Origin of the sequence: Variovorax sp. V213, assembly GCF_041154455.1 — a bacterium.
Classification (GTDB): domain Bacteria; phylum Pseudomonadota; class Gammaproteobacteria; order Burkholderiales; family Burkholderiaceae_C; genus Variovorax.
On the sequence record NZ_AP028664.1, the window covers coordinates 3,764,626 to 3,784,065 of the forward strand.

Sequence of the window (19,440 nt, forward strand, 5' to 3'; positions counted from 1 at the left end):
TCACGCGGCTCCGCGTGCCTTGAGCCGGATCAACATGGCTGCCGCGGCAGCCTGCTCGCCGGCGCGTCGCGAGCCACCGATGCCGCGTTCGCGCAGGCCCAGCTCGGGCACCTCGCACTCGACATCGAAAGTCTGTTTGTGCGCGGCGCCGAGCGTCGCCGCCACGCGGTACACCGGCAACTTCATTTTGTGGCCCTGGAGCCATTCCTGCAATTCGGTCTTCGGATCCTTGGCGACCGCATCCATGCGCGGATTGATCTCGACCGACTCGTAGAGCCGGCGCACCAGCGCCTCCGCGGCCGCAAAGCCCGCGTCGAGGTAGACCGCGCCGATCAGCGCTTCGAGCGCATCGGCCAGGATCGAAGGCCGGTTGGGCCCGCCCGAGCGCGCCTCGCCCTCCCCGAGCCGAAGCAAGGGCGACAGCTGCAGCTCCAGCGCCAGGCGATGCAGGGTGTCCTGCTTGACCAGGTTGGCCCGCACGCGCGAGAGGTCGCCTTCGGGCAGGGCCGAGAGGCGCGTGTAAAGCAGGTGCGAGACCGCGAGATTGAGCACCGAGTCGCCGAGGAACTCGAGGCGCTCGTTGTGGTCAGCCGAAAAACTGCGGTGCGTGAGCGCGAGCTGGAGCAGCCGCGGGTCGGAGAACGAATGCTTGAGGCGCTCCTGCAGCGCTGCGAGGCTGCCGTCCACCTTGCGTGTCGCCGCGTTCAGCGGGTCTCGCCTTTGTACTTGAGCACCAGGTAGGCCGGCCCGAACAAGGGAATTTCCCGCTCGTACGCATACGACACGACGACCTTGTCGCCGACCTTCTTGATGTCCAGGTCCTTGCCGGAGACCGACTTGAAGTCGTCGATGGCCTGCGCCCGGTCGAAGATGGCGCGCACTTCGGGCACGGTGGTGCCTTCCTTGGCCTTGTTGGCGGCCTTGTCGATGGCCTGGTATTCGATCAGTGTCGGGATGACCTGCGCGACGACGACGCCCAGGCAACCCAGCACCACGGCGACAAACACCAGGCCGATGAACGAGATGCCGCGCTGGTGCGCGGCCCTGCTGCGGATGGACCGATTAGCTCTCATGCCCTCTTACCCCTCGAACAATGCTGACTGCTTATTGGAATGGACCGATGCGACCCAGGTCGCCGAAGTTCATCCAGACGAAGAATGCCCTGCCTACGATGTTCTTGTCCGGCACGAAACCCCAGAAACGCGAGTCCGCCGAATTATCGCGGTTGTCGCCCATCATGAAGTAGTTGCCGGCGGGCACCTTGCAAACCACGCCTTCAACGGAGTAGCGGCAGTTTTCGCGGAACGGAAAGTCGGAGGCGCCCTGGACGAAGGCCGGGCCGGCATCGTCGTTGAGCAGCCTGTGCTGCTTGCCGCCGAGGTCTTCGTTGAACTGCTTGAGCAGGCGCATCGAATCGCTGTCGAGGTAGTCCGGCATCGAGGACTTGGAGACCGGCTGCCCGTTGATGGTGAGCTTCTTGTTCAGATAGGCCACCTCGTCGCCGGGAATGCCGACCACGCGCTTGATGTAGTCCATGCTCGGCTTGGGCGGATAGCGGAACACCACCACGTCGCCGCGCGCCAGCGGCGTGCCGTCGGTGATCTTGGTGTTGATGACCGGCAGGCGCAGGCCGTAGGTGAACTTGTTGACCAGGATCAGGTCGCCGGTCAGCAGCGTCGGCATCATCGAACCCGATGGAATCTTGAAGGGCTCGTAGAGGAACGAGCGAAGCAGGAACACCACCAGGATGACCGGGAACAGCCCCGCCGTCCAGTCGAGCCACCACGGCTGCATCAGCAGGCGCTCGCTGGCCTTGGCATCGACCGTGTCGACTTGCGTAATGCCCTGGCCGGCCAGGCGCGCGTTGCGCTCGCTCAGCGAGGATTCGAGCGCGGCGGCGGCGCGCTCCCGCCGGGGCAGGAAAAAGAAACGCTCGGCCAGCCAGTAGAGCCCGGTGACCACCGTGGCCAGAAACAGCAGCAGCGCGAAGTTGCCTTCGATGGCGCCAGAGTACCAGGCACCGACGTAGCCGGCAAAGGCCGCGAGGACCAAAGTAGTGATGAATGCCATTTTTTGAGATCAGTCTTCGACCTGCAGAATCGCGAGGAAGGCCTCTTGCGGGACCTCGACCGAGCCGATCTGCTTCATTCTTTTCTTGCCCGCTTTCTGCTTCTCGAGCAGCTTCTTCTTGCGGGTGATGTCGCCGCCGTAGCACTTGGCAAGAACGTTCTTGCGCAGCGCCTTGATTGTCTCACGCGCAATGATGTTGACCCCGATGGCCGCCTGGATGGCGACGTCGAACATCTGGCGCGAAATGATCTCGCGCATCTTCGACACCACCGCCCGGCCGCGGTACTGCGACTGGCTGCGGTGCACGATGATGGAGAGCGCATCGACCTTCTCGCCGTTCAGCAGGATGTCGACCTTGACCACGTCGGACGCGCGGTACTCCTTGAACTCGTAGTCCATGGAGGCATAGCCCCGGCTGACCGATTTCAGCTTGTCGAAGAAGTCAAGCACGATCTCGCCGAGCGGCATTTCGTAGGTCAGCATGACCTGGCGGCCGTGGTAGGCCATGTTCATTTGCACGCCGCGCTTCTGGTTGGCCAGCGTCATGACGGCGCCGACGTATTCCTGCGGCATGTAGAGGTGCACGGTGACGATCGGCTCGCGAATCTCGCTCATCTTGCCGACGTCGGGCATCTTGGACGGATTTTCGACCATGATGACTTCGCCGTCGCTGCGCACCACTTGATAGACCACGCTCGGCGCGGTCGTGATCAGGTCCTGGTCGAACTCGCGTTCCAGGCGCTCCTGCACGATCTCCATGTGCAGCAGGCCGAGAAAGCCGCAGCGGAAGCCGAAGCCGAGCGCCTGGCTCACCTCGGGCTCGTAGCGCAGCGACGAATCGTTGAGCTTGAGCTTTTCGAGCGCGTCGCGCAGCGAGTCGTACTCGCTGGCTTCGGTCGGGTAGAGGCCGGCAAACACCTGCGGCTGGATTTCCTTGAAGCCCGGCAGCGCTTCCGTCGCCGTGGCGGCCGCACCGCCCGTACCCGGCTTGATCAGCGTCACGGTGTCGCCGACCTTGGCGGCCTGCAGCTCCTTGATGCCCGCGATGATGTAGCCCACCTCGCCCGCCTCGAGCGACGCGCGCGGTTCGTTGGCGGGCGTGAAGACGCCGACGTTGTCGGCGTTGTACATGGCGCCGGACGCCATCATCTTGATGCGCTCGCCCTTCACCAGCCGCCCGTCGACCACGCGCACCAGCATGACCACGCCGACGTAGGGATCGAACCAGCTGTCGACGATCATCGCGCGCAGCGGACCATCGGGATTGCCGCGCGGCGCGGGCATCTTGTGCACGATGGCCTCGAGAATCTCGTCGATGCCGAGGCCGGTCTTCGCGGAACACGGAATCGCGTCGGTTGCGTCGATGCCGATCACGTCTTCGATTTCGGTGCGCGCGTTGTCGGGATCCGCATTCGGCAAATCCATCTTGTTGAGCACGGGCACCACTTCAACGCCGAGGTCGAGTGCGGTGTAGCAGTTGGCCACTGTCTGCGCTTCGACGCCTTGCGATGCATCGACGACGAGCAACGCACCTTCGCATGCCGACAACGAACGGCTCACTTCATAAGAGAAGTCGACGTGGCCCGGCGTGTCGATCAGATTGAGGTTGTAGACCTGTCCATCGAGTGCCTTGTAGTGCAGCGCAGCGGTCTGCGCCTTGATGGTTATCCCACGCTCTTTTTCGATGTCCATCGAGTCGAGCACCTGCGCTTCCATCTCGCGTTCAGCGAGACCGCCGCAACGCTGGATCAAACGGTCTGCGAGCGTCGACTTGCCGTGATCGATGTGCGCAATGATCGAAAAATTTCTGATGTGATTCATCAACGGGAACGCTTAAGTACTTGAATTGGCTCGTGCGCAGAGTGCGACAGGCAAGAAAAAAGGGCGCGTCTTCTGGAGACGCGCCCTGAACCAACAAGCAATGGCAACTGCAGTAGTTGGAACTTCATTGTAGGCAAAAAGGGAGGCACGTACATCCGGGGACAGGGTCAAAACGGGTCGTTGCAGGTCCACAACATCAAAGATATAAACAACTTATCCACAGGATCGGTGGAGCACTCTATGAACAACTTGTGGGCGATCTGTGGAGCATCGGTGGACTGCTGTCTGACATCTCGCATGGTGGAGGAAACCCCACTCCTTATGCACGGACTCAGCGCCCAATGAACCCTATTCTACCGAAAACCGTCCTAAGCCTTTCTTGAAGTTAGTGAACACCAACAAAACTGTGGCACTTTTCGTTCAGAATTTTTTTTGAAACCGGGCGCTCCAGCGTCGCAAACACCTCAAAAAAAGGCCCCAAACCCGACTGACGGGTGGGGCCACTTGACGGCAGCGCCAGATCAGCGTGCGGGTCGGATCAGGGCATATTGCGCCCACTCCCCGCGTCGGAACAGCACGCTGAGCGGCTTGTTCTTGTCGGCCTTGGCAATCGCGGACTCGAACTCCTTGACGCTCGAGACTTCGATGTTGCCGACCGAGAGAATCACGTCGCCCTCGCGCAGCCCGGCCTTGGCGGCCGCATCGGTCGCTGCCTCGATGCGCACGCCACGCACCTTGAGTTCCTTCTTCTGGGCGTCGGTGAGGTCGCCGACCACCAGGCCGAGCGACTTGCTGGCCGCGGACGACGGCTTGGCCTGAGGCTCTTCACGATCCTGCTGGCGCTTGCCGGCCGGCTTGGCTTCGGGGTCGCCTTCGGCCACGGTGATGGCGAGTTCGCGCGAAGCGCCGTTGCGGAACAGGGTCAGCGTGCTCTTGACGCCGGGCTTGGTGCTGGCCACCGAGCGCGACAGGTCGCTCGGCGTCTCGATGACCTTGTCGCCGTACTTGGTGATGATGTCGCCTTCGCGCACGCCGGCCTTGTCGGCCGCAGAACCCGGCACCACGCTGTTCACGAGCGCGCCGCGGGCCTTGCCCAGGCCGATCGATTCGGCCACGTCCTTGGAAACTGTGCCGATGGTCACGCCGATCAGGCCGCGCGACACACGCCCGGTGGCGCGCAGCTGGTCGCTCACGCGGATGGCTTCATCGATCGGGATCGAGAAAGAGATGCCCATGTAGCCGCCCGAGCGCGAATAGATCTGGCTGTTGATGCCGACCACTTCTCCGCGCAGGTTGATCAGCGGCCCGCCCGAGTTGCCGGGGTTGATGGCAACGTCGGTCTGGATCAACGGCACCAGGTCGCCAGTGTCGCGCTGCTTCGCGCTCACGATGCCCGCGGTCACGGTGTTCTCGAGGCCGAAGGGCGAGCCGATTGCCATGACCCATTCGCCGACGCGCAGCTTCGAGATGTCCCCGACCTTCACCACCGGCAGGCTGGTCGCCTCGATCTTCACCACGGCGACGTCGCTGCGCTTGTCGGCGCCGATCAGCTTGGCCTTGAACTCGCGCTTGTCAGTCAGCGTGACGAGGATCTCGGAAGCGTCCTCGATCACGTGGGCATTGGTCATGACATAGCCGTCGGCGGACAGGATGAAGCCCGAGCCCACGCCGCGCGGACGCTCTTCCTCCTGGGGCTGCTGCGGCCGGTTCGGACGCGGGCCCGGACGCGGGTTGCCGGGCAACGGCTGGCCGAAGAAGCGCCTGAAGAACTCCTGCATCTCCTCGTCCATTTCCCCGCCGCTTCCGCTGCGCGTGGAAACCTTTTCGACGGTCCGAATCCCGACCACCGCGGGCCCCACCTGCTCGACCAGATCGGCGAAATCGGGCAATCCGCGCGCCTGCGGCGTCTGTGCCATGGCAGGCGTTGCCGGCAGGAAGCCCGTGGCAGCCGCGCAGGCCACGCCGAATGCGAAGAGATAGGAACGAAGCTTGTGTCCCTCGACTTTGAACATCATCGGTTTTCTTTCAAAAGAACAGAGCGGCCAAAAGAAGAGCTATGAGTCGGTGGTGCGGACTTGGTTCAGCGCCTGCTGCGCCGATCCTGGGCGATCAGCGTGTGCGCGCGAGGCTTTGCGCAAACGCGTTGAGCGTCTGCTGCGGCACTTCGCCCACTGCGGTCAGCCACCAATCGTTCGCCGGCTCGGGCAATCGCCGGCGAATGGCGTTGGTTGCACCGATTGTGAGCACGCCGTCCCGGGGCGCGCGTTTCTCATCGTATCGCTCGATGAAAAGCGACACCGAGGCAAGGCCATCGGAGAAGGTCCACTGAACGGTCCGATCCTGCCCGCTCTTGTCGCTGCCAACCGGCCGGCGGTAGAAGCTGCGCGGCTTGAAACCGGCCACGGGCGACTTGAGCACCCAGCCCTCGTCCTGCGCATTGGTGCGCTCCAGCTCCAGCTTCTCGATGCGATAGCCGCCGGTATTGGCCATCATCTGGGCGAGTGCCTGCGCCTTGACCGGTGCATCCAGCTGCAACTCGGAAAACGCCGACTGCTCGACCACGCGGGAGTCGCTGTCGATGGTCTGCAGCTTCATCACCAGGCCGGAGCGGCGCTCGCTCCAGATGCGATATCCGAAGCGAAGCCCGTCATGCGGCACCAGCTGCACCACGTCGGCATCGAAACCGGCCACACGGTCCTTGCCAATGGCACGGACATCGTAAAAGTCGCCGATTGACGAATCGGGCTTATCGGGGAGATTGGGAAAGAGATCGAGGTTCTCGCGCTTCTCGACCTTCACGACCTTCGCCTCGGGCAGGAAGGTCATCACGTGGTGGTTACGCCTGAATGTGGAGCGTGGCGGGCCCGACAGGGCTTCGATGCGTTCGATCTGCATATCGCCGTCGCGCACATGCCAGATGCGTGCGCTCGACAGATCGCCGCCCGCCGCCGATACCACGAAGGTGCCGACGTAATTTCGCTGCCGCGCCCCCGTGTGCATGCGCTGCAGCCACTCCACGACGCCCATCGCGGGTGGCGCATCGCCGCCCTGTACCGAGACCGGACTCCTGGCATTGGCCGACCCCGGCCGGGTCTGCCCCGCCGCGATCTGCACCAGACAAAAAGCAGCGAACACCAGCGCGAGCGCGCGTGCAGGAATCGGCATCTGAACGGTCATTGGAAGGGCGGCAGGCGCGCGTCAGCGCGTCGGGCCTTCGAAGGTCGCGTTGCGCAGGAAACCTGAGGGCATTTGCGAAGCGCCGCCCGCTTGCTGGTGCGCTTCGAGCAACTGATCGAGCCGCGGATCGCGCAGCATGATCTGCGGGCTCCCGCTCCCGACCACCACGCGGGTCGGCGTCAGCGGCGCAGCAGCGGGCGACTGGTTGCCAGTGGCAGCGGCCGCGAGCACCGAGTTGGCTGCCGGTTGCTGCTGGACTGCCATCTGGGCACCCTGCGACGGAACGGCGGCACCGTTCCCGACCAGCGTCCAGCTGATCGCGGCGACGGCCACCAGCGAAGCGGCGCCGGCCACAAGCTTCCAGCGAAAGACCGGCTCATTGGCCGCGTCGGCTTTGTGCCGCACCGCGTGAACCGACACCTGGGCGGGCGCCACAACCGGGGCTGCCGCGGCGACGGGCTCCGCCGCCAGGCGTTGTTGAAGGCGGACAAGGAACGCATTGCCATCGCTGCACGGCGAATGCGCGCCCGCGCGCAACACATCGCCCACCACGTGATAGGCACGCCAAGCCCGATGGGCCTCGTCGTCCGCGCAGACAGCCTCGATGGCCCGCGCGAAGTCCTCGCCCTGCAAATGACCATCCGCCAGTGCGGACACCTGCTCACGAACCGTCATTGTCTGATTCATTTCATTCACCTGCTTACCTACCAACGCTTGCCGGACTGGTTGTCCAGCAGCGGTTTGACCCTGGCCGAAATGGCCTCGCGCGCCCGGAAAATACGCGAGCGCACGGTGCCGATCGGGCAATCCATGACCTCGGCAATCTCTTCGTAACTCATGCCCTCGATCTCGCGCAGGGTGACAGCCTGGCGCAACTCGGACGGCAGCGCTTCCATGGCCGCCTCGACCACGCGGGCAATTTCATTTGCCGCCAGGACCGATTCGGGGGTTTCGTCGCTGATTGGTTCGTTTCCGGGCCGGTAAGTTTCATCGTCCTCTTCAGAAGACGGCCGCATGGCGCTTTCGGAAATGGTCGGGTCGCGCTTCATGTCGACCAGCGCCTTCTTGGCGGTATTCACCGCGATCCGGTAAAGCCAGGTGTAGAACTGCGCGTCACCGCGGAACTGGTGGAGCGCGCGGTAGGCGCGAATGAAGGTTTCCTGCGCGATGTCCTCGACCAGGTCGACGTCGCGCACCATGCGCCCGATCAGGCGCTCGATCCGGCGCTGGTATTTGATGACCAGCAGTTCGAATGCCTTCTGGTCACCCGCGACCGTGCGCTGGACCAGCTGCAGGTCGACTTCACCGGGGCGCGGCGCTTCGGCGGACACATCGGTCAAGCCGGAGTCCGGTGGCACTGGCGGCGGAGAAGTGGTCATCGAGGAGGTTCAGGGCGCATCGGCGGGAGCGGTTGCTCGCCAAGGCTCGCCGGCGGGCGACGCGGACGGGGCGCGCGAATATACCGCACGGCGCAGGTCGCGCCAGCGTTCCGGCATGGCGCGCTGCTCGACCCAGATCCATCGGCTCGCGCGGCCCGGCTGGGTCAGCCGGACCAGCAGCAGCGACTGGAGATCGAGCGCGACGGCGGCGCGGGCCGCATGAACGGCTCGGCCCGGATGGGCGCCCGTGAGCGTCCAGCCCAGTCCGTCGAAGTGCAGCACCCCCGCACCGTCGCTTCGCAGCCCGAGCCCGGCTGCGAGGCCCGACAACAGCACACTCAGGACCAGCAGCAGCTGGCGCCAACCGGCACTATCGAACAGATAGCACGACAGTCCCGCGCACGCTGCGCCCAAGGCCCATGTGGCGATCAGAATCCGGGTGGCACCGCGCGAGCGCCCCACCGGGTATGTCACCGACGGTGCGCTGTGCATGAAAGAGCAATGCTCAAGCGCGCTTGAACACCAGCGTGCCGTTGGTGCCGCCGAAGCCGAAGTTGTTCTTGACCGCGACATCGATCTTGAGATCGCGCGCCACGTTGGCGCAGTAGTCGAGGTCGCACTCCGGATCCTGGTTGAAGATGTTGATGGTCGGCGGGCTCTTCTGGTGATGCAGTGCGAGCACCGTGAACACCGACTCGATGCCGCCGGCGCCGCCCAGCAAGTGGCCGGTCATCGACTTGGTCGAATTGACGACCATTTTCTTCGCATGGTCGCCGAAGGTGTTCTTGATCGCATTGGTTTCGTTCAGGTCACCCAGGGGCGTCGAAGTGCCGTGCGCGTTGAGATACTGCACCTCGTCGGCGTTGACGCCCGCGTTGGCGAGCGCCATCGACATCGAACGGCGCGGGCCGTCGACGTTGGGTGCCGTCATGTGGTACGCGTCGGCGCTCATGCCGAAGCCCGAGACCTCGGCGTAGATCTTGGCGCCGCGCGCCTTGGCGTGCTCGTATTCCTCGAGCACGACCACCCCGGCGCCTTCACCGAGCACGAAGCCGTCGCGGTCCTTGTCCCACGGACGGGACGCGGTGCGGGGATCGTCGTTGCGCGTCGAGAGCGCCCGCGCGGCCGCGAAGCCGCCGATGCCCAGCGGCGAGACGGTCGACTCGGCACCGCCCGCGACCATCACGTCAGCATCGCCGTACTCGATCATGCGGGCCGACAGGCCGATCGCATGCAAGCCGGTGGTGCAGGCCGTGACGACCGCGATGTTCGGGCCCTGGAAGCCGTACTTGATGGAGACGTGGCCCGAGATCATGTTGATGATCGAGGCGGGCACGAAGAACGGCGAGACGCGGCGTGGGCCGCGATTCACGAGTTCCGCGTGCGTTTCCTCGATCATCGGCAGTCCGCCGATGCCCGAGCCGATGTTGCAGCCGATGCGAGTCGCCTCTTCAGGCGACAGCGCATCACCGGTCTTGAGACCGCTGTCCTGCACCGCCTGGATGGCGGCGGCCATTCCGAGATGAATGAAGCGGTCCATGTGGCGCGCCTCCTTCTCGGAGATGTACTGCGTGATGTCGAAACCCTTCACCTCGCCCGCAAACTTGCAAGCGAAGGCGCTGGCATCGAACGAGGTGATGGTGTCGATGCCCGACTTCCCGGCCAACAGGTTGGCCCAGGATTCGGTCACCGTGTTTCCGACAGGAGCGATGCAACCGAGTCCGGTCACGACGACGCGGCGTTTGGTCATGCCGGCAAACCTTTCTGGATGCGCTGAACAACTGCGGGCGGCGCGTACGGGCTCGATGAAAAGCGCCGCCGGCCGTGGCAGTTCCAGCTGGCCCGATCAGGCCTTTTGATTCTTGGTGGCGTAGTCGACGGCGTTTTGCACCGTGGTGATCTTCTCGGCGTCTTCATCGGGAATCTCGATGCCGAACTCGTCTTCGAGTGCCATCACCAGTTCGACCGTGTCGAGCGAGTCCGCACCGAGGTCGGCCACGAAAGCCTTTTCGTTCGTTACTTGGGACTCTTCCACGCCGAGTTGCTCGGCGATGATTTTCTTGACACGTGCTTCGATATCGCTCATTTGGTTCCCTCTGAGGGTTGTAGGTAATCGGTGGATTTTAGCCGGGCGCATTGTGGCATTTGCCGTGCACCCGGTACGGGAAAAGTTTGCGCCTTGCGGCTACATGTGCATGCCGCCGTTGACGTGCAGCTCCTGCCCCGTCACGTAAGACGCCTGGGGCGATGCAAGATAGGACACTGCATGCGCGATGTCTGCCGGCTTGCCCAGGTGGCCCAGCGGGATCTGCTGGAGCAGCGCCTGTTGCTGGGCTTCCGGCAGGCTGGCGGTCATGTCGGTCTCGATGAAGCCCGGCGCGACGCAGTTGACCGTGATGTTGCGGCTGCCGAGTTCGCGGGCCAGCGCGCGGGTCATGCCCGCGACCCCGGCCTTGGCGGCCGCGTAGTTGGCCTGGCCGGCATTGCCGGAGGCGCCGACCACGCTCGTGATGCTGATGATGCGGCCGTAACGCTGCTTCATCATCGGGCGAATGACCGCACGCGACAGGCGGAACACGGCCTTGAGATTGGTGTCGAGCACCGCATCCCAATCGTCGTCCTTCATGCGCATGGCGAGCGTGTCGCGCGTGATGCCGGCATTGTTGACCAGCACGTGGATGGCGCCGTAGGCCTGCACGATTTCGTCGATCAGCGCTTCGACGGCTGCGGCGTCGTTCACGTTGAGCGCACGGCCGCGGCCGTCGAAGGCACTCAGGGCAGAGGTGATCTTTGCTGCGCTGTCTTCGGTGGTGCCGGTGCCGACCACCTTGAGGCCGCGGTGCGCCAGTTCGAGCGCAATTGCTGCGCCGATGCCGCGCGACGCGCCGGTGACCAGGGCGACTTGCCCTTCGAATTTGGGAATGCTCATAAAAGTATCGGGGGCCTTGCGCCGTTCAGCCGGCGAGCAGTTGTCGGGTGTCCGCGAGAGTCGCCGGGTCGTACACCGACGCGGCTTCGAGTTCGGGGGCGATGCGCTTGACCATGCCGGCCAGCACCTTGCCCGGCCCGCACTCGATGATGGCGGCTACACCGCGCAGTTTCAAGGCCTGCACGCTTTCAACCCAGCGAACCGGCCCGGCCGCCTGGCGCACCAGGGCGTCGCGGATGCGTTCGGGATCGGTTTCAACGGCCACGTCGATGTTGTTCAGCACCGGAATCTGCGGCGCGGCGAGCGAGATCGTGGTCAGCTTTTCGCGCAGCGCCTCGGCGGCGGGCTTCATCAGGCTCGAATGGAAGGGTGCCGACACGGGCAGCAGCAGTGCGCGCTTGGCGCCGTTGGCCTTGAGCAGCTCGCAGGCCTTGTCGACGGCCGCCTTGCTGCCCGCGATCACGGTCTGCATCGGGTCGTTGAAATTCACTGCCTCGACGATCTCGGCGCTTCCGGTGCCGAAGGTCGCGGTCGCTTCCGCGCAGCCCGCCACCACCTTGGCCGCTTCCATGCCGAGGACGGCGGCCATGGCCCCCACTCCGACCGGCACGGCCTGCTGCATGGCCCGCGCCCGAAAACGCACCAGCGGCGCGGCTTGCGCCAGAGTGAGGACGCCAGACGCGACCAGCGCGGAGTACTCGCCCAGCGAATGTCCGGCGACGACGGAAGGGGCCGCGCCACCTTCGGCCAGCCATGCGCGCCAGGCGGCGACGCCGGCCACCAGCATCACCGGCTGGGTGTTGGTGGTGAGCGCCAGTTCTTCCTTGGGGCCGTTCTTGATCAGCGCCGCGACGTCTTCGCCCAGCGCCTCGGAGGCTTCGCGCAGGGTTTCGGCCACGGCCGGGTGGTCGCCCCAGGCGTCGAGCATGCCGACCGCCTGCGAGCCCTGGCCCGGAAAGACAAAAGCAAAGGATTTCATTGTTTCAAGCGTCATGTCGCACTGCCGCGCCCTGCGAGGGCATTGCAATGACTACAGATTCAATAGCACCGCGCCCCAGGTGAAGCCGCCACCCACGCCTTCGAGCATGACGGTTTCACCCTTCTTCACCTTGCCGGACCGCACGGCCTCGTCGAGTGCCAGCGGAATCGAGGCAGCCGAGGTGTTGCCATGCTCATTGACCGTGACGATGAGCTTCTCGCGCGGAAGCTTCAGCTTCTTGGCCGTGCCTTCCATGATGCGGATGTTGGCCTGGTGCGGAATCAGCCAGTCGATGTCGGCTTCGGTCTTGCCTGCCTTTGCAAGCGTGGCACGGGCCGCATCTTCGAGCACGCGCACCGCCAGCTTGAACACGGCCTGCCCGTCCATGTGCAGCAGCGGCGTACCCAGCACATTGCCGCCCGAGACGTGGCCCGGCACGCAAAGAATGCCGACGTGCTTGCCATCCGCATGCAGGTCGCTTGCGAGGATGCCAGGCTCGTCGCTGGCTTCGAGCACCACTGCGCCGGCACCGTCGCCGAACAGCACGCAGGTGGTGCGATCGTTGAAATCGAGGATGCGCGAGAACACTTCGGCGCCCACCACCAGCGCGCAGCGCGCGCTGCCGGTGCGAATCATCGCGTCGGCCACGGTCAGCGCATAGACGAAGCCGCTGCAGACCGCCTGGACATCGAATGCCGGGCAGCCGGCAATGCCGAGCTTGTTCTGGAGAATGGCCGCCGACGAAGGAAACACCATGTCGGGCGTCGAGGTCGCGACGATGATCAGGTCGATGTCTTCAGCCTTGCGGCCCGCGGCTTCGAGTGCGTGCCTGGCAGCCTCGAGGCCGAGATCGCTGCTCGTGACCTCGGGCGCCGCGAAGTGCCGCGCATGGATGCCGGTACGCTCGACGATCCATTGGTTCGAGGTTTCGATGCCGCGCGCTGCCAATTCCTTGGCAAGGTCGTCATTGGTCACCCGGCGCGGCGGCAGATAGCTGCCGGTGCCGGTGATGCGTGAATAAGGGCTCATCAAACGTGAAGGGCCGTCGCGTCGGCTGGCACCGCGGGCTCCTGCCGCGCAAGCAATGGCGCGGCGTGAGCGATGCGGGCCCGCACGCGATCGAGCAGGTTGTTGCGAGCGGCATCATAAGCGCGATCCAGCGCATGTCCGAAAGCCACTTCGTCGGCCGAGCCATGGCTCTTGAAAACCAGGCCGCGCAGGCCTAACAGGGCGGCGCCGTTGTATCGACGATGGTCCAATCGATTTTTAAATGCTTTTAGCACCGGGTAAGCAACAATTGCCGCCACTTTGGTCAAGATGTTCCGCGAAAACTCGATGCGAATGAATTCACCGATCATCGAGGCCACGCCTTCGCTGGCCTTCAGCGCGACGTTTCCTACGAAACCGTCACAGACGACGATATCTGTCGTGCCCTTGAAAATGTCGTTACCTTCCACGTTGCCGTAGAAGTTCAGATCCTTCGAGTTGGCAGCCGTACGCAGCAGTTGACTCGCTTTTTTGATCGTTTCGCTGCCCTTGATGGCTTCCTCGCCAATGTTGAGCAACCCGACCGACGGGGCTTCGTTGCCGGTGAGCGCGGAGACCAGGGCTGAGCCGAGCACGGCGAACTGGAGCAGGTCTTCGGCATCGCAATCGACATTGGCGCCCAGGTCCAGCACCGTGGTGGCGCCGCCCTTGGCGTTCGGAAGCTGTGGCGCAATGGCAGGGCGGTCGATGCCGTCGAGCGTCTTCAGAAGGTAGCGCGCAATGGCCATCAGGGCGCCGGTATTGCCGGCCGAAATGGCCGCTTGGGCCGCACCGTCCTTGACCTGCTGGATCGCGACACGCATCGAAGAGTCCTTCTTCTTGCGCAGGGCAATTTCAACGGGATCGTCCATGCCCACCACTTCGCTGGCGGCAACGATGCGGGCACGCGGATGCGCAGCAAACCCGGCCAATGCGGCAGGCGCACCGACCAGCAACAACGAGGCTTCGCTGTGCCGTTCGAGGAACGCGCGGCAGGCCGCGAGCGTGACGCGCGGCCCATGATCGCCTCCCATGCAATCGACGGCGAGCGTGATTGCGGAAGGCGCAGCAGTGGATTCGGGGGAAGAAGGCGTAGCCATCAAAACAAAGGCCCGACGCTACGGCAAAAGTAGCTTCGGGCCTTGGCCTTGGGATGCGAGATCAGGCTTCGGACTTGTTCTTGAGCACCTGGCGGCCACGGTAGAAACCGTTGGGGCTGATGTGGTGGCGCAGGTGCGTTTCGCCGGTGGTCGGTTCCACGGCGATGCCGGGCACGACCAGCGCATTGTGGGAACGGTGCATGCCGCGCTTGGAAGGCGACTTCTTGTTTTGCTGGACGGCCATGATGGCTCCTGGACTGTTAGGTGAGTGATTGGATGCGCTCTCTTGCGGTGGCAATACAGGGGCATGTATGGAATGCCTTGGTCTGTCTTGCTGCTCACGGCGGCGCGCGCGAAGCCCATGATTATAGCCCAGCCTGGAGAAAAGGGCTACTTGCCCTCTTCCGGCTTGCGCGAACGCAACGCGCCGAGCACCGCAAAGGGGTTGGGCTTGGCTTCTTCGGCGGCCTTGAAGTCTTCGTCGCTGGACGACAGCTGGATCGGCGTGGGGCAGACCTCGTGTACCGGCATGACGGGAATTTCCATCAGGAGCTCGTCCTCGATCAAGGCGTGAAGGTCGAAATCGCGGCTCACGACGAGCAGGTCTTCTTCCGATTCGTCGTCCTCGGCGTCGGCCGTGGCCTCGTCGGCCACGAAACGGAACCAGCGGTCCGATTCAACAAGCGTGTCCACCGGCGCCAGGCAGCGCTGGCAAACGAGCGGCACGGTCGTCTCGGCCACCAGGTGCAGCCAGGGCTCGGCCTTGCCCAAGGCCCCGGTGCGCTGCTCGCCAACGGCTTCCCAGCTGATCACGGCTTCAGGCGCCGGCGAGGCCAGTTCCTGCGCCAGGCGGGGATAGTTGGGAACGGGATCGTCGGCTGAAAGCGCAGCGGCTTCGGCGGCAAAGGCGGCCACGTCGAGCCGTTCGGGAACAAATTCTCTCTTCATCCACACCAGTCTAGCGCGCCGGCCGCGGGAATTGGCGCGGCGCCGCCAAAGGCTTTCTCGCAGCTCACGCACAATCGTCGCCATGCAACGCCCCTTGATCCTTGCCTCGACCTCGCGCTACCGCCGCGAACTGCTGGCCCGACTCCACCTGCCCTTCGACGTGCATGCCCCGGAAGTCGACGAAACCGCCCGGAGCGGAGAGACCCCCCGCGAACTGGCCGAGCGCCTGGCGCTGGAAAAAGCCCAGGCCGTCGCCGCGCGATTTCCAGAGGCCGTGGTGATCGGCTCGGACCAGGTGGCCGACCTCGCCGGCGAGGCGCTCGGCAAGCCGGGCGACCACGCACGCGCCACGGCCCAGCTGCGCCGGATGCGCGGCCAGACGCTGGTGTTCCAGACCGCCGTGGCCGTCGTCTGCCAGGCCACGGGCTTCGTCCAGCGCGACCTGGCGCCGGTTCGGGTGGTATTCCGCGAACTCAGCGATGCGGCCATCGAGCAGTACCTGCAGGCCGAGCAACCCTACGACTGCGCGGGCAGCGCCAAGAGCGAAGGCCTGGGGATCGCCTTGCTGAGTGCGATCGACAGCGACGACCCGACCGCCCTGGTCGGCCTGCCGCTGATCCGCACCTGCCGGATGCTGCGCTCCGCCGGGGTCGATCTGCTGTGACCCGGGGCAAGCTCTACCTGGTGCCCGCGCCGCTGGACTTCGGCTGCGACGCGCAGGCGCCCCTGCAGGACGCCCTGCCACTCGGTACGCTGCAGGCTGCCGCCGGCATCACCCACTGGATCTGCGAGAACGCCAAGTCGGCGCGCGCCTATCTGAAGCGCATCGATGCCGTCGTCCCGCTGGCCGCGCCCCTGCAGGCACAAGACATCCGGGAACTCCCGCGCGAGGTGCACAAGAAGGGCGACCATGCCGGCCAGTTCGATGCCAAGCCATTGCTGGCCGCCGCACTCGAAGGCCACGACATCGGCCTGCTCAGCGAAGCCGGCATGCCGGCGGTGGCCGACCCCGGCTCCTCGGTGGCGCGCGCCGCGCACGACCTTGGCATTGCCGTGGTCCCGCTCACCGGCCCCGTGTCGCTGCTGCTCGCGTTGGCGGCCAGCGGCCTCAACGGACAGAACTTTGCCTTCGTCGGCTACCTGCCGCAGGATTCGGGCGAGCGCCAGATTCGAATCCGGGAACTCGAGGCACTGGCCCTCAAGACCGGCCAGACGCAGTTGTTCATCGAGACCCCTTACCGCAATGCGGCGCTGCTTCAAGCGCTGGTGCAAACGCTGCAGCACAACACCCGGCTCGCCGTGGCGCGCGGGCTGACGCTCGCCTCAGCCCAGGTGCGCAGCGAAACGGTAAAGGCCTGGCGCTCCAAGGCGCAAGGCCCGGCGGACGAACGCCTGCCTGCGGTATTCGCGATCGGGCGCTGACGATGGTGGTGACTGCCGGCACCCGCTGGGCCGCGCGCGCGCAGTTCTTTTCTTCCGGCTTCATCTTTGCGACCTGGGGCGTGCACGTTCCAACGGTCAAGACGCACTACGGCATCGATGAAGCCGAGCTGGGACTGGCCATGCTCGCGGCCGGTGCCGGTGCGATGTTCGGCCTGACCAGCGCCGGACGCTGGATCGGCCGCCACGGCCCGCGGCGCATGGCCGCCCTGTGCGGCTGCGTCTACGCAATGCTGCTGGCGGGGCTGATCGCGATGCCCGGCTACCTCTTCCTGCTGGTGCTGCTGGGGGCTTTCGGCCTTGTCACCAGCGTGTTCGACGTGGCCATCAACGCCGAGGCGGCGCAGCTCGAGCTGCATGGCGCCAAACCGCTGATGAGCGGCATGCACGGCATGTTCAGCCTGGGCGGCATGGCCGGCGCCGCGAGCGGCAGTGCGGCACTGGCCGCCGGGCTCGGGGCCCAGGCCCATCTGCTGTGGGTTGCGGCGGCCATGGTGCTGGTGGTGGCCGTGTCTTCGTGGCACATGCTCCCCAGGCCGCCTGCCGCAAGCGATGCATCCCCGGCCGACCACGCATTTCGGCTGCCTCGCGGCGTACTCGCGGTGCTGGGCGTGCTTGCCGCGCTGGGCCTGATCGCCGAAGGCGCGATCTACGACTGGAGCGTGCTCTACATGCAGCAGGAACTCGGCAGCCCGCAGAAACAGGCCGCGCTGGCCTATGCGAGCTTCTCGGCCGCCATGGCAGCCGCGCGTTTCGCTGGCGATGCGATGCGTGCCCGCTTCTCGCCCGCTGCACTGCTGCTCGGCAGCGGCGTGCTCGCGGCGGCGGCCATGACCCTGGTTCTGCTGACCGACCTGCCCTGGCTCGCGCTGGTCGGCTTCGCGGGGGTGGGCGTGGGCTTCGCGAACGTGGTGCCGATCCTGTTCGGCGCATCGGCCCGCGTGCCCGGCGTCGAAGCCGCAACGGGCATTGCGGCCGTCTCGGCCATCGCCTACCTGGGCTTCATGGCCGGACCGGCCGTGATCGGCCTGCTGGCACGGGCCAGTTCGCTGACAGCCGCGCTCTACGTGGTCGTGGTTTTCGCGGTGGCGCTGGCCGCCTCGGCCCGTTTCACGGACAGCGGCGACCCAAGCTGAGCCGGCCTCAGCGCAGCGCCGGCGTGGCGAACTGCAGCGAACGCACGGTGGCGTCGCCCATCGCGGCGCCGAATTTCTTGGCGAGCTTTTCGGCCACGTTGTCGCGCCGCGTGTAGTCGGTCACCTCTTCGGCCTTGATCACTTCACGCGCCACGTAGTCCACGTTGCCGAGCTGGTCGGCCAGGCCGAACGCGACGGCTTGCTCGCCGCTCCAGAACAAGCCGCTGAAGAGCCCCGGGGTGTCGAGCTTGAGCCGGTCGCCACGCCCGGCCTTCACCACGTTGATGAACTGGGTGTGGATCTGGTTCAGCATGGCCTGGGCATGGGCGCGCTGTGCGTCGCTCATCGGGCTGAACGGGTCGAGGAAGCCCTTGTTCTCGCCGGCCGTCAGCAAACGGCGCTCGACGCCGACCTTGTCCATGACGCCGGTGAAGCCGAACCCGTCCATCAGCACGCCGATGCTGCCGACGATGCTGGCCTTGTCGACGAAGATCTTGTCGGTGGCGGCAGCGATGTAATAGGCGGCCGAGGCGCAGGTTTCTTCGACCACCGCGTAGACCGGCTTCTTGTGCTTGGCCTTCAGGCGCTTGATCTCGTCGCTGATGATGCCGGCCTGCACGGGGCTCCCGCCGGGCGAGTTGATCAGCAGCACGATGCCCTTGGCGCCCTCGTCCTCGAAAGCGGTCTTCATTGCGGCCACCACGAATTCCGCGCTGGCGTCGCCGCCGTTGGCGATCTCGCCCTTGATTTCGACAACCGCGGTGTGGGCCGTGGTCTTGGCGGCGCTCGGCGCGTTGCGCGACATCGCGAGCCAGACCAGGAAGATGAAGAAGGCGAGCCACGAAAGACGCGTGAAGGTCTTCCAGCGGCGCGCGGCCCTCTGCTCGTTCAGGGAAGCGAAGGCGAGTTTCTCGAGCGTTGCGCGCTCCCACCCTGGGCGCTGCGTCGGGTCTTTGGCCATGTTTCTTGGCGCGCCCTGCGAGGACGCGATGGGAGTGGCCGGCTCAAAAGGATCAAAACCTTCGGGTTCCGTGCGGTTCGGGTCGGTCATTGTCAAAAAGTCAGGGGGTGGAGGTTCCAGGCAGTATGCCAGTGCACCACGCCGTCGCGTTCGCTGAGGGCGATCTTCACGAGGCCGCCGCGGCACGGGCCGCCGGCGCATTCGCCGGTGTCCGGCTTGTAGACCGCGCCGTGCGTGGCGCAGAGCAGCCACTGGCCGCTGTCGTCGAAGAAGCGGTCAGGCTGGAAATCGAGTTCCATGGCCACGTGGCTGCATCGATTCAGATAGGCATGCGGCTGCCCTTCGAAGCGCACCGCGAAGGCGCGGCAGGTTTCGCCGCCGTAGACCACATCGAAAGGCACGGCCCGGCCGCCTTCGACGAGGTCCGATGCATTGCAGAAGGGAACAGGCTCTTCTTCGCTCATGGCGAGATTT

Annotated in this window: 22 protein-coding genes; 3 read left to right on the forward strand and 19 right to left on the reverse strand. The window is 65.2% G+C overall.

Going from position 1 to position 19,440, the window contains the following annotated elements; translation table 11 throughout:
- The 17 genes from rnc to ACAM55_RS18050 form a co-directional block, all read right to left on the reverse strand.
- Positions 1-687, reverse strand: coding sequence for a ribonuclease III (gene rnc / locus ACAM55_RS17970; protein ID WP_369652843.1), 687 nt, complete (start codon positions 685-687; stop codon positions 1-3).
- Between the two features lie 17 nt (positions 688-704).
- A complete protein-coding gene (locus tag ACAM55_RS17975) occupies positions 705-1,073 on the reverse strand; it encodes a DUF4845 domain-containing protein (protein WP_028258993.1) in 369 nt (122 codons plus the stop codon).
- Between the two features lie 31 nt (positions 1,074-1,104).
- Positions 1,105-2,070, reverse strand: a complete 966-nt coding sequence (gene lepB, locus ACAM55_RS17980) for a signal peptidase I (protein ID WP_369652844.1) — start codon at positions 2,068-2,070, stop codon at positions 1,105-1,107.
- Between the two features lie 9 nt (positions 2,071-2,079).
- Complete coding sequence (gene lepA, locus ACAM55_RS17985) at positions 2,080-3,891, reverse strand: translation elongation factor 4 (protein ID WP_369652845.1); 1,812 nt, start codon at positions 3,889-3,891, stop codon at positions 2,080-2,082.
- A 521-nt stretch (positions 3,892-4,412) separates the two neighbouring features.
- Positions 4,413-5,906, reverse strand: a complete 1,494-nt coding sequence (locus ACAM55_RS17990) for a DegQ family serine endoprotease (protein WP_369652846.1) — start codon at positions 5,904-5,906, stop codon at positions 4,413-4,415.
- 94 nt (positions 5,907-6,000) lie between these two features.
- Complete coding sequence (locus ACAM55_RS17995) at positions 6,001-7,005, reverse strand: MucB/RseB C-terminal domain-containing protein (RefSeq protein WP_369652847.1); 1,005 nt, start codon at positions 7,003-7,005, stop codon at positions 6,001-6,003.
- An 84-nt stretch (positions 7,006-7,089) separates the two neighbouring features.
- Complete coding sequence (locus ACAM55_RS18000) at positions 7,090-7,755, reverse strand: sigma-E factor negative regulatory protein (RefSeq protein WP_369652848.1); 666 nt, start codon at positions 7,753-7,755, stop codon at positions 7,090-7,092.
- Positions 7,756-7,772: 17 nt separating this feature from the next.
- On the reverse strand, positions 7,773-8,447 hold the full coding sequence (gene rpoE, locus ACAM55_RS18005) for an RNA polymerase sigma factor RpoE (protein ID WP_369652849.1): 675 nt from the start codon (positions 8,445-8,447) through the stop codon (positions 7,773-7,775).
- Between the two features lie 9 nt (positions 8,448-8,456).
- Positions 8,457-8,921 (reverse strand): hypothetical protein, encoded by a 465-nt coding sequence (locus ACAM55_RS18010; RefSeq protein WP_369652850.1) that lies wholly within the window; start codon positions 8,919-8,921, stop codon positions 8,457-8,459.
- Between the two features lie 31 nt (positions 8,922-8,952).
- On the reverse strand, positions 8,953-10,197 hold the full coding sequence (gene fabF / locus ACAM55_RS18015; protein ID WP_369652851.1) for a beta-ketoacyl-ACP synthase II: 1,245 nt from the start codon (positions 10,195-10,197) through the stop codon (positions 8,953-8,955).
- A gap of 96 nt (positions 10,198-10,293) precedes the next feature.
- Entirely contained in the window at positions 10,294-10,533 is a 240-nt protein-coding gene (gene acpP, locus ACAM55_RS18020; protein ID WP_007830471.1) for an acyl carrier protein, read from the reverse strand.
- Between the two features lie 99 nt (positions 10,534-10,632).
- Entirely contained in the window at positions 10,633-11,376 is a 744-nt protein-coding gene (fabG, locus tag ACAM55_RS18025; protein WP_093018790.1) for a 3-oxoacyl-ACP reductase FabG, read from the reverse strand.
- A gap of 25 nt (positions 11,377-11,401) precedes the next feature.
- A complete protein-coding gene (gene fabD / locus ACAM55_RS18030; protein WP_369652852.1) occupies positions 11,402-12,355 on the reverse strand; it encodes an ACP S-malonyltransferase in 954 nt (317 codons plus the stop codon).
- A 51-nt stretch (positions 12,356-12,406) separates the two neighbouring features.
- The gene (locus ACAM55_RS18035) at positions 12,407-13,384 is read right to left on the reverse strand and encodes a beta-ketoacyl-ACP synthase III (protein ID WP_369652853.1); all 978 of its coding nucleotides are present in this window, start codon (positions 13,382-13,384) and stop codon (positions 12,407-12,409) included.
- Positions 13,384-14,481 (reverse strand): phosphate acyltransferase PlsX, encoded by a 1,098-nt coding sequence (gene plsX / locus ACAM55_RS18040; protein ID WP_369652854.1) that lies wholly within the window; start codon positions 14,479-14,481, stop codon positions 13,384-13,386. The genes ACAM55_RS18035 and plsX overlap by 1 nt, the downstream gene beginning before the upstream one ends.
- Before the next feature lie 61 nt (positions 14,482-14,542).
- Positions 14,543-14,725, reverse strand: a complete 183-nt coding sequence (rpmF, locus tag ACAM55_RS18045) for a 50S ribosomal protein L32 (protein ID WP_007830466.1) — start codon at positions 14,723-14,725, stop codon at positions 14,543-14,545.
- A 146-nt stretch (positions 14,726-14,871) separates the two neighbouring features.
- Positions 14,872-15,429: a DUF177 domain-containing protein gene (locus tag ACAM55_RS18050; RefSeq protein WP_369652855.1), complete on the reverse strand. Its 558-nt coding sequence runs from the start codon at positions 15,427-15,429 to the stop codon at positions 14,872-14,874.
- Positions 15,430-15,511: 82 nt separating this feature from the next.
- Between ACAM55_RS18050 and ACAM55_RS18055 the strand changes: the two genes are divergently transcribed.
- From ACAM55_RS18055 to ACAM55_RS18065, 3 genes are read left to right on the forward strand one after another with little or no spacing between them, the layout of a single operon-like run.
- Positions 15,512-16,093 carry a nucleoside triphosphate pyrophosphatase gene (locus ACAM55_RS18055; RefSeq protein ID WP_369652856.1) on the forward strand — a complete coding sequence of 194 codons (582 nt, stop codon included), beginning with the start codon at positions 15,512-15,514 and terminating at the stop codon, positions 16,091-16,093.
- Positions 16,090-16,851 carry an SAM-dependent methyltransferase gene (locus tag ACAM55_RS18060; RefSeq protein WP_369652857.1) on the forward strand — a complete coding sequence of 254 codons (762 nt, stop codon included), beginning with the start codon at positions 16,090-16,092 and terminating at the stop codon, positions 16,849-16,851. Before ACAM55_RS18055 ends, ACAM55_RS18060 begins: the two co-directional genes overlap by 4 nt.
- A 2-nt stretch (positions 16,852-16,853) precedes the next feature.
- Entirely contained in the window at positions 16,854-18,005 is a 1,152-nt protein-coding gene (locus ACAM55_RS18065; protein ID WP_369652858.1) for an MFS transporter, read from the forward strand.
- Positions 18,006-18,012: 7 nt separating this feature from the next.
- Here ACAM55_RS18065 and ACAM55_RS18070 read toward each other — a convergent pair whose 3' ends face one another.
- Together ACAM55_RS18070 and ACAM55_RS18075 are read right to left on the reverse strand one after the other, a co-directional pair.
- On the reverse strand, positions 18,013-19,056 hold the full coding sequence (locus tag ACAM55_RS18070) for a S49 family peptidase (RefSeq protein WP_369652859.1): 1,044 nt from the start codon (positions 19,054-19,056) through the stop codon (positions 18,013-18,015).
- 2 nt (positions 19,057-19,058) lie between these two features.
- Positions 19,059-19,430: a Rieske (2Fe-2S) protein gene (locus tag ACAM55_RS18075; protein WP_369652860.1), complete on the reverse strand. Its 372-nt coding sequence runs from the start codon at positions 19,428-19,430 to the stop codon at positions 19,059-19,061.
- Positions 19,431-19,440: the final 10 nt, after the last annotated feature.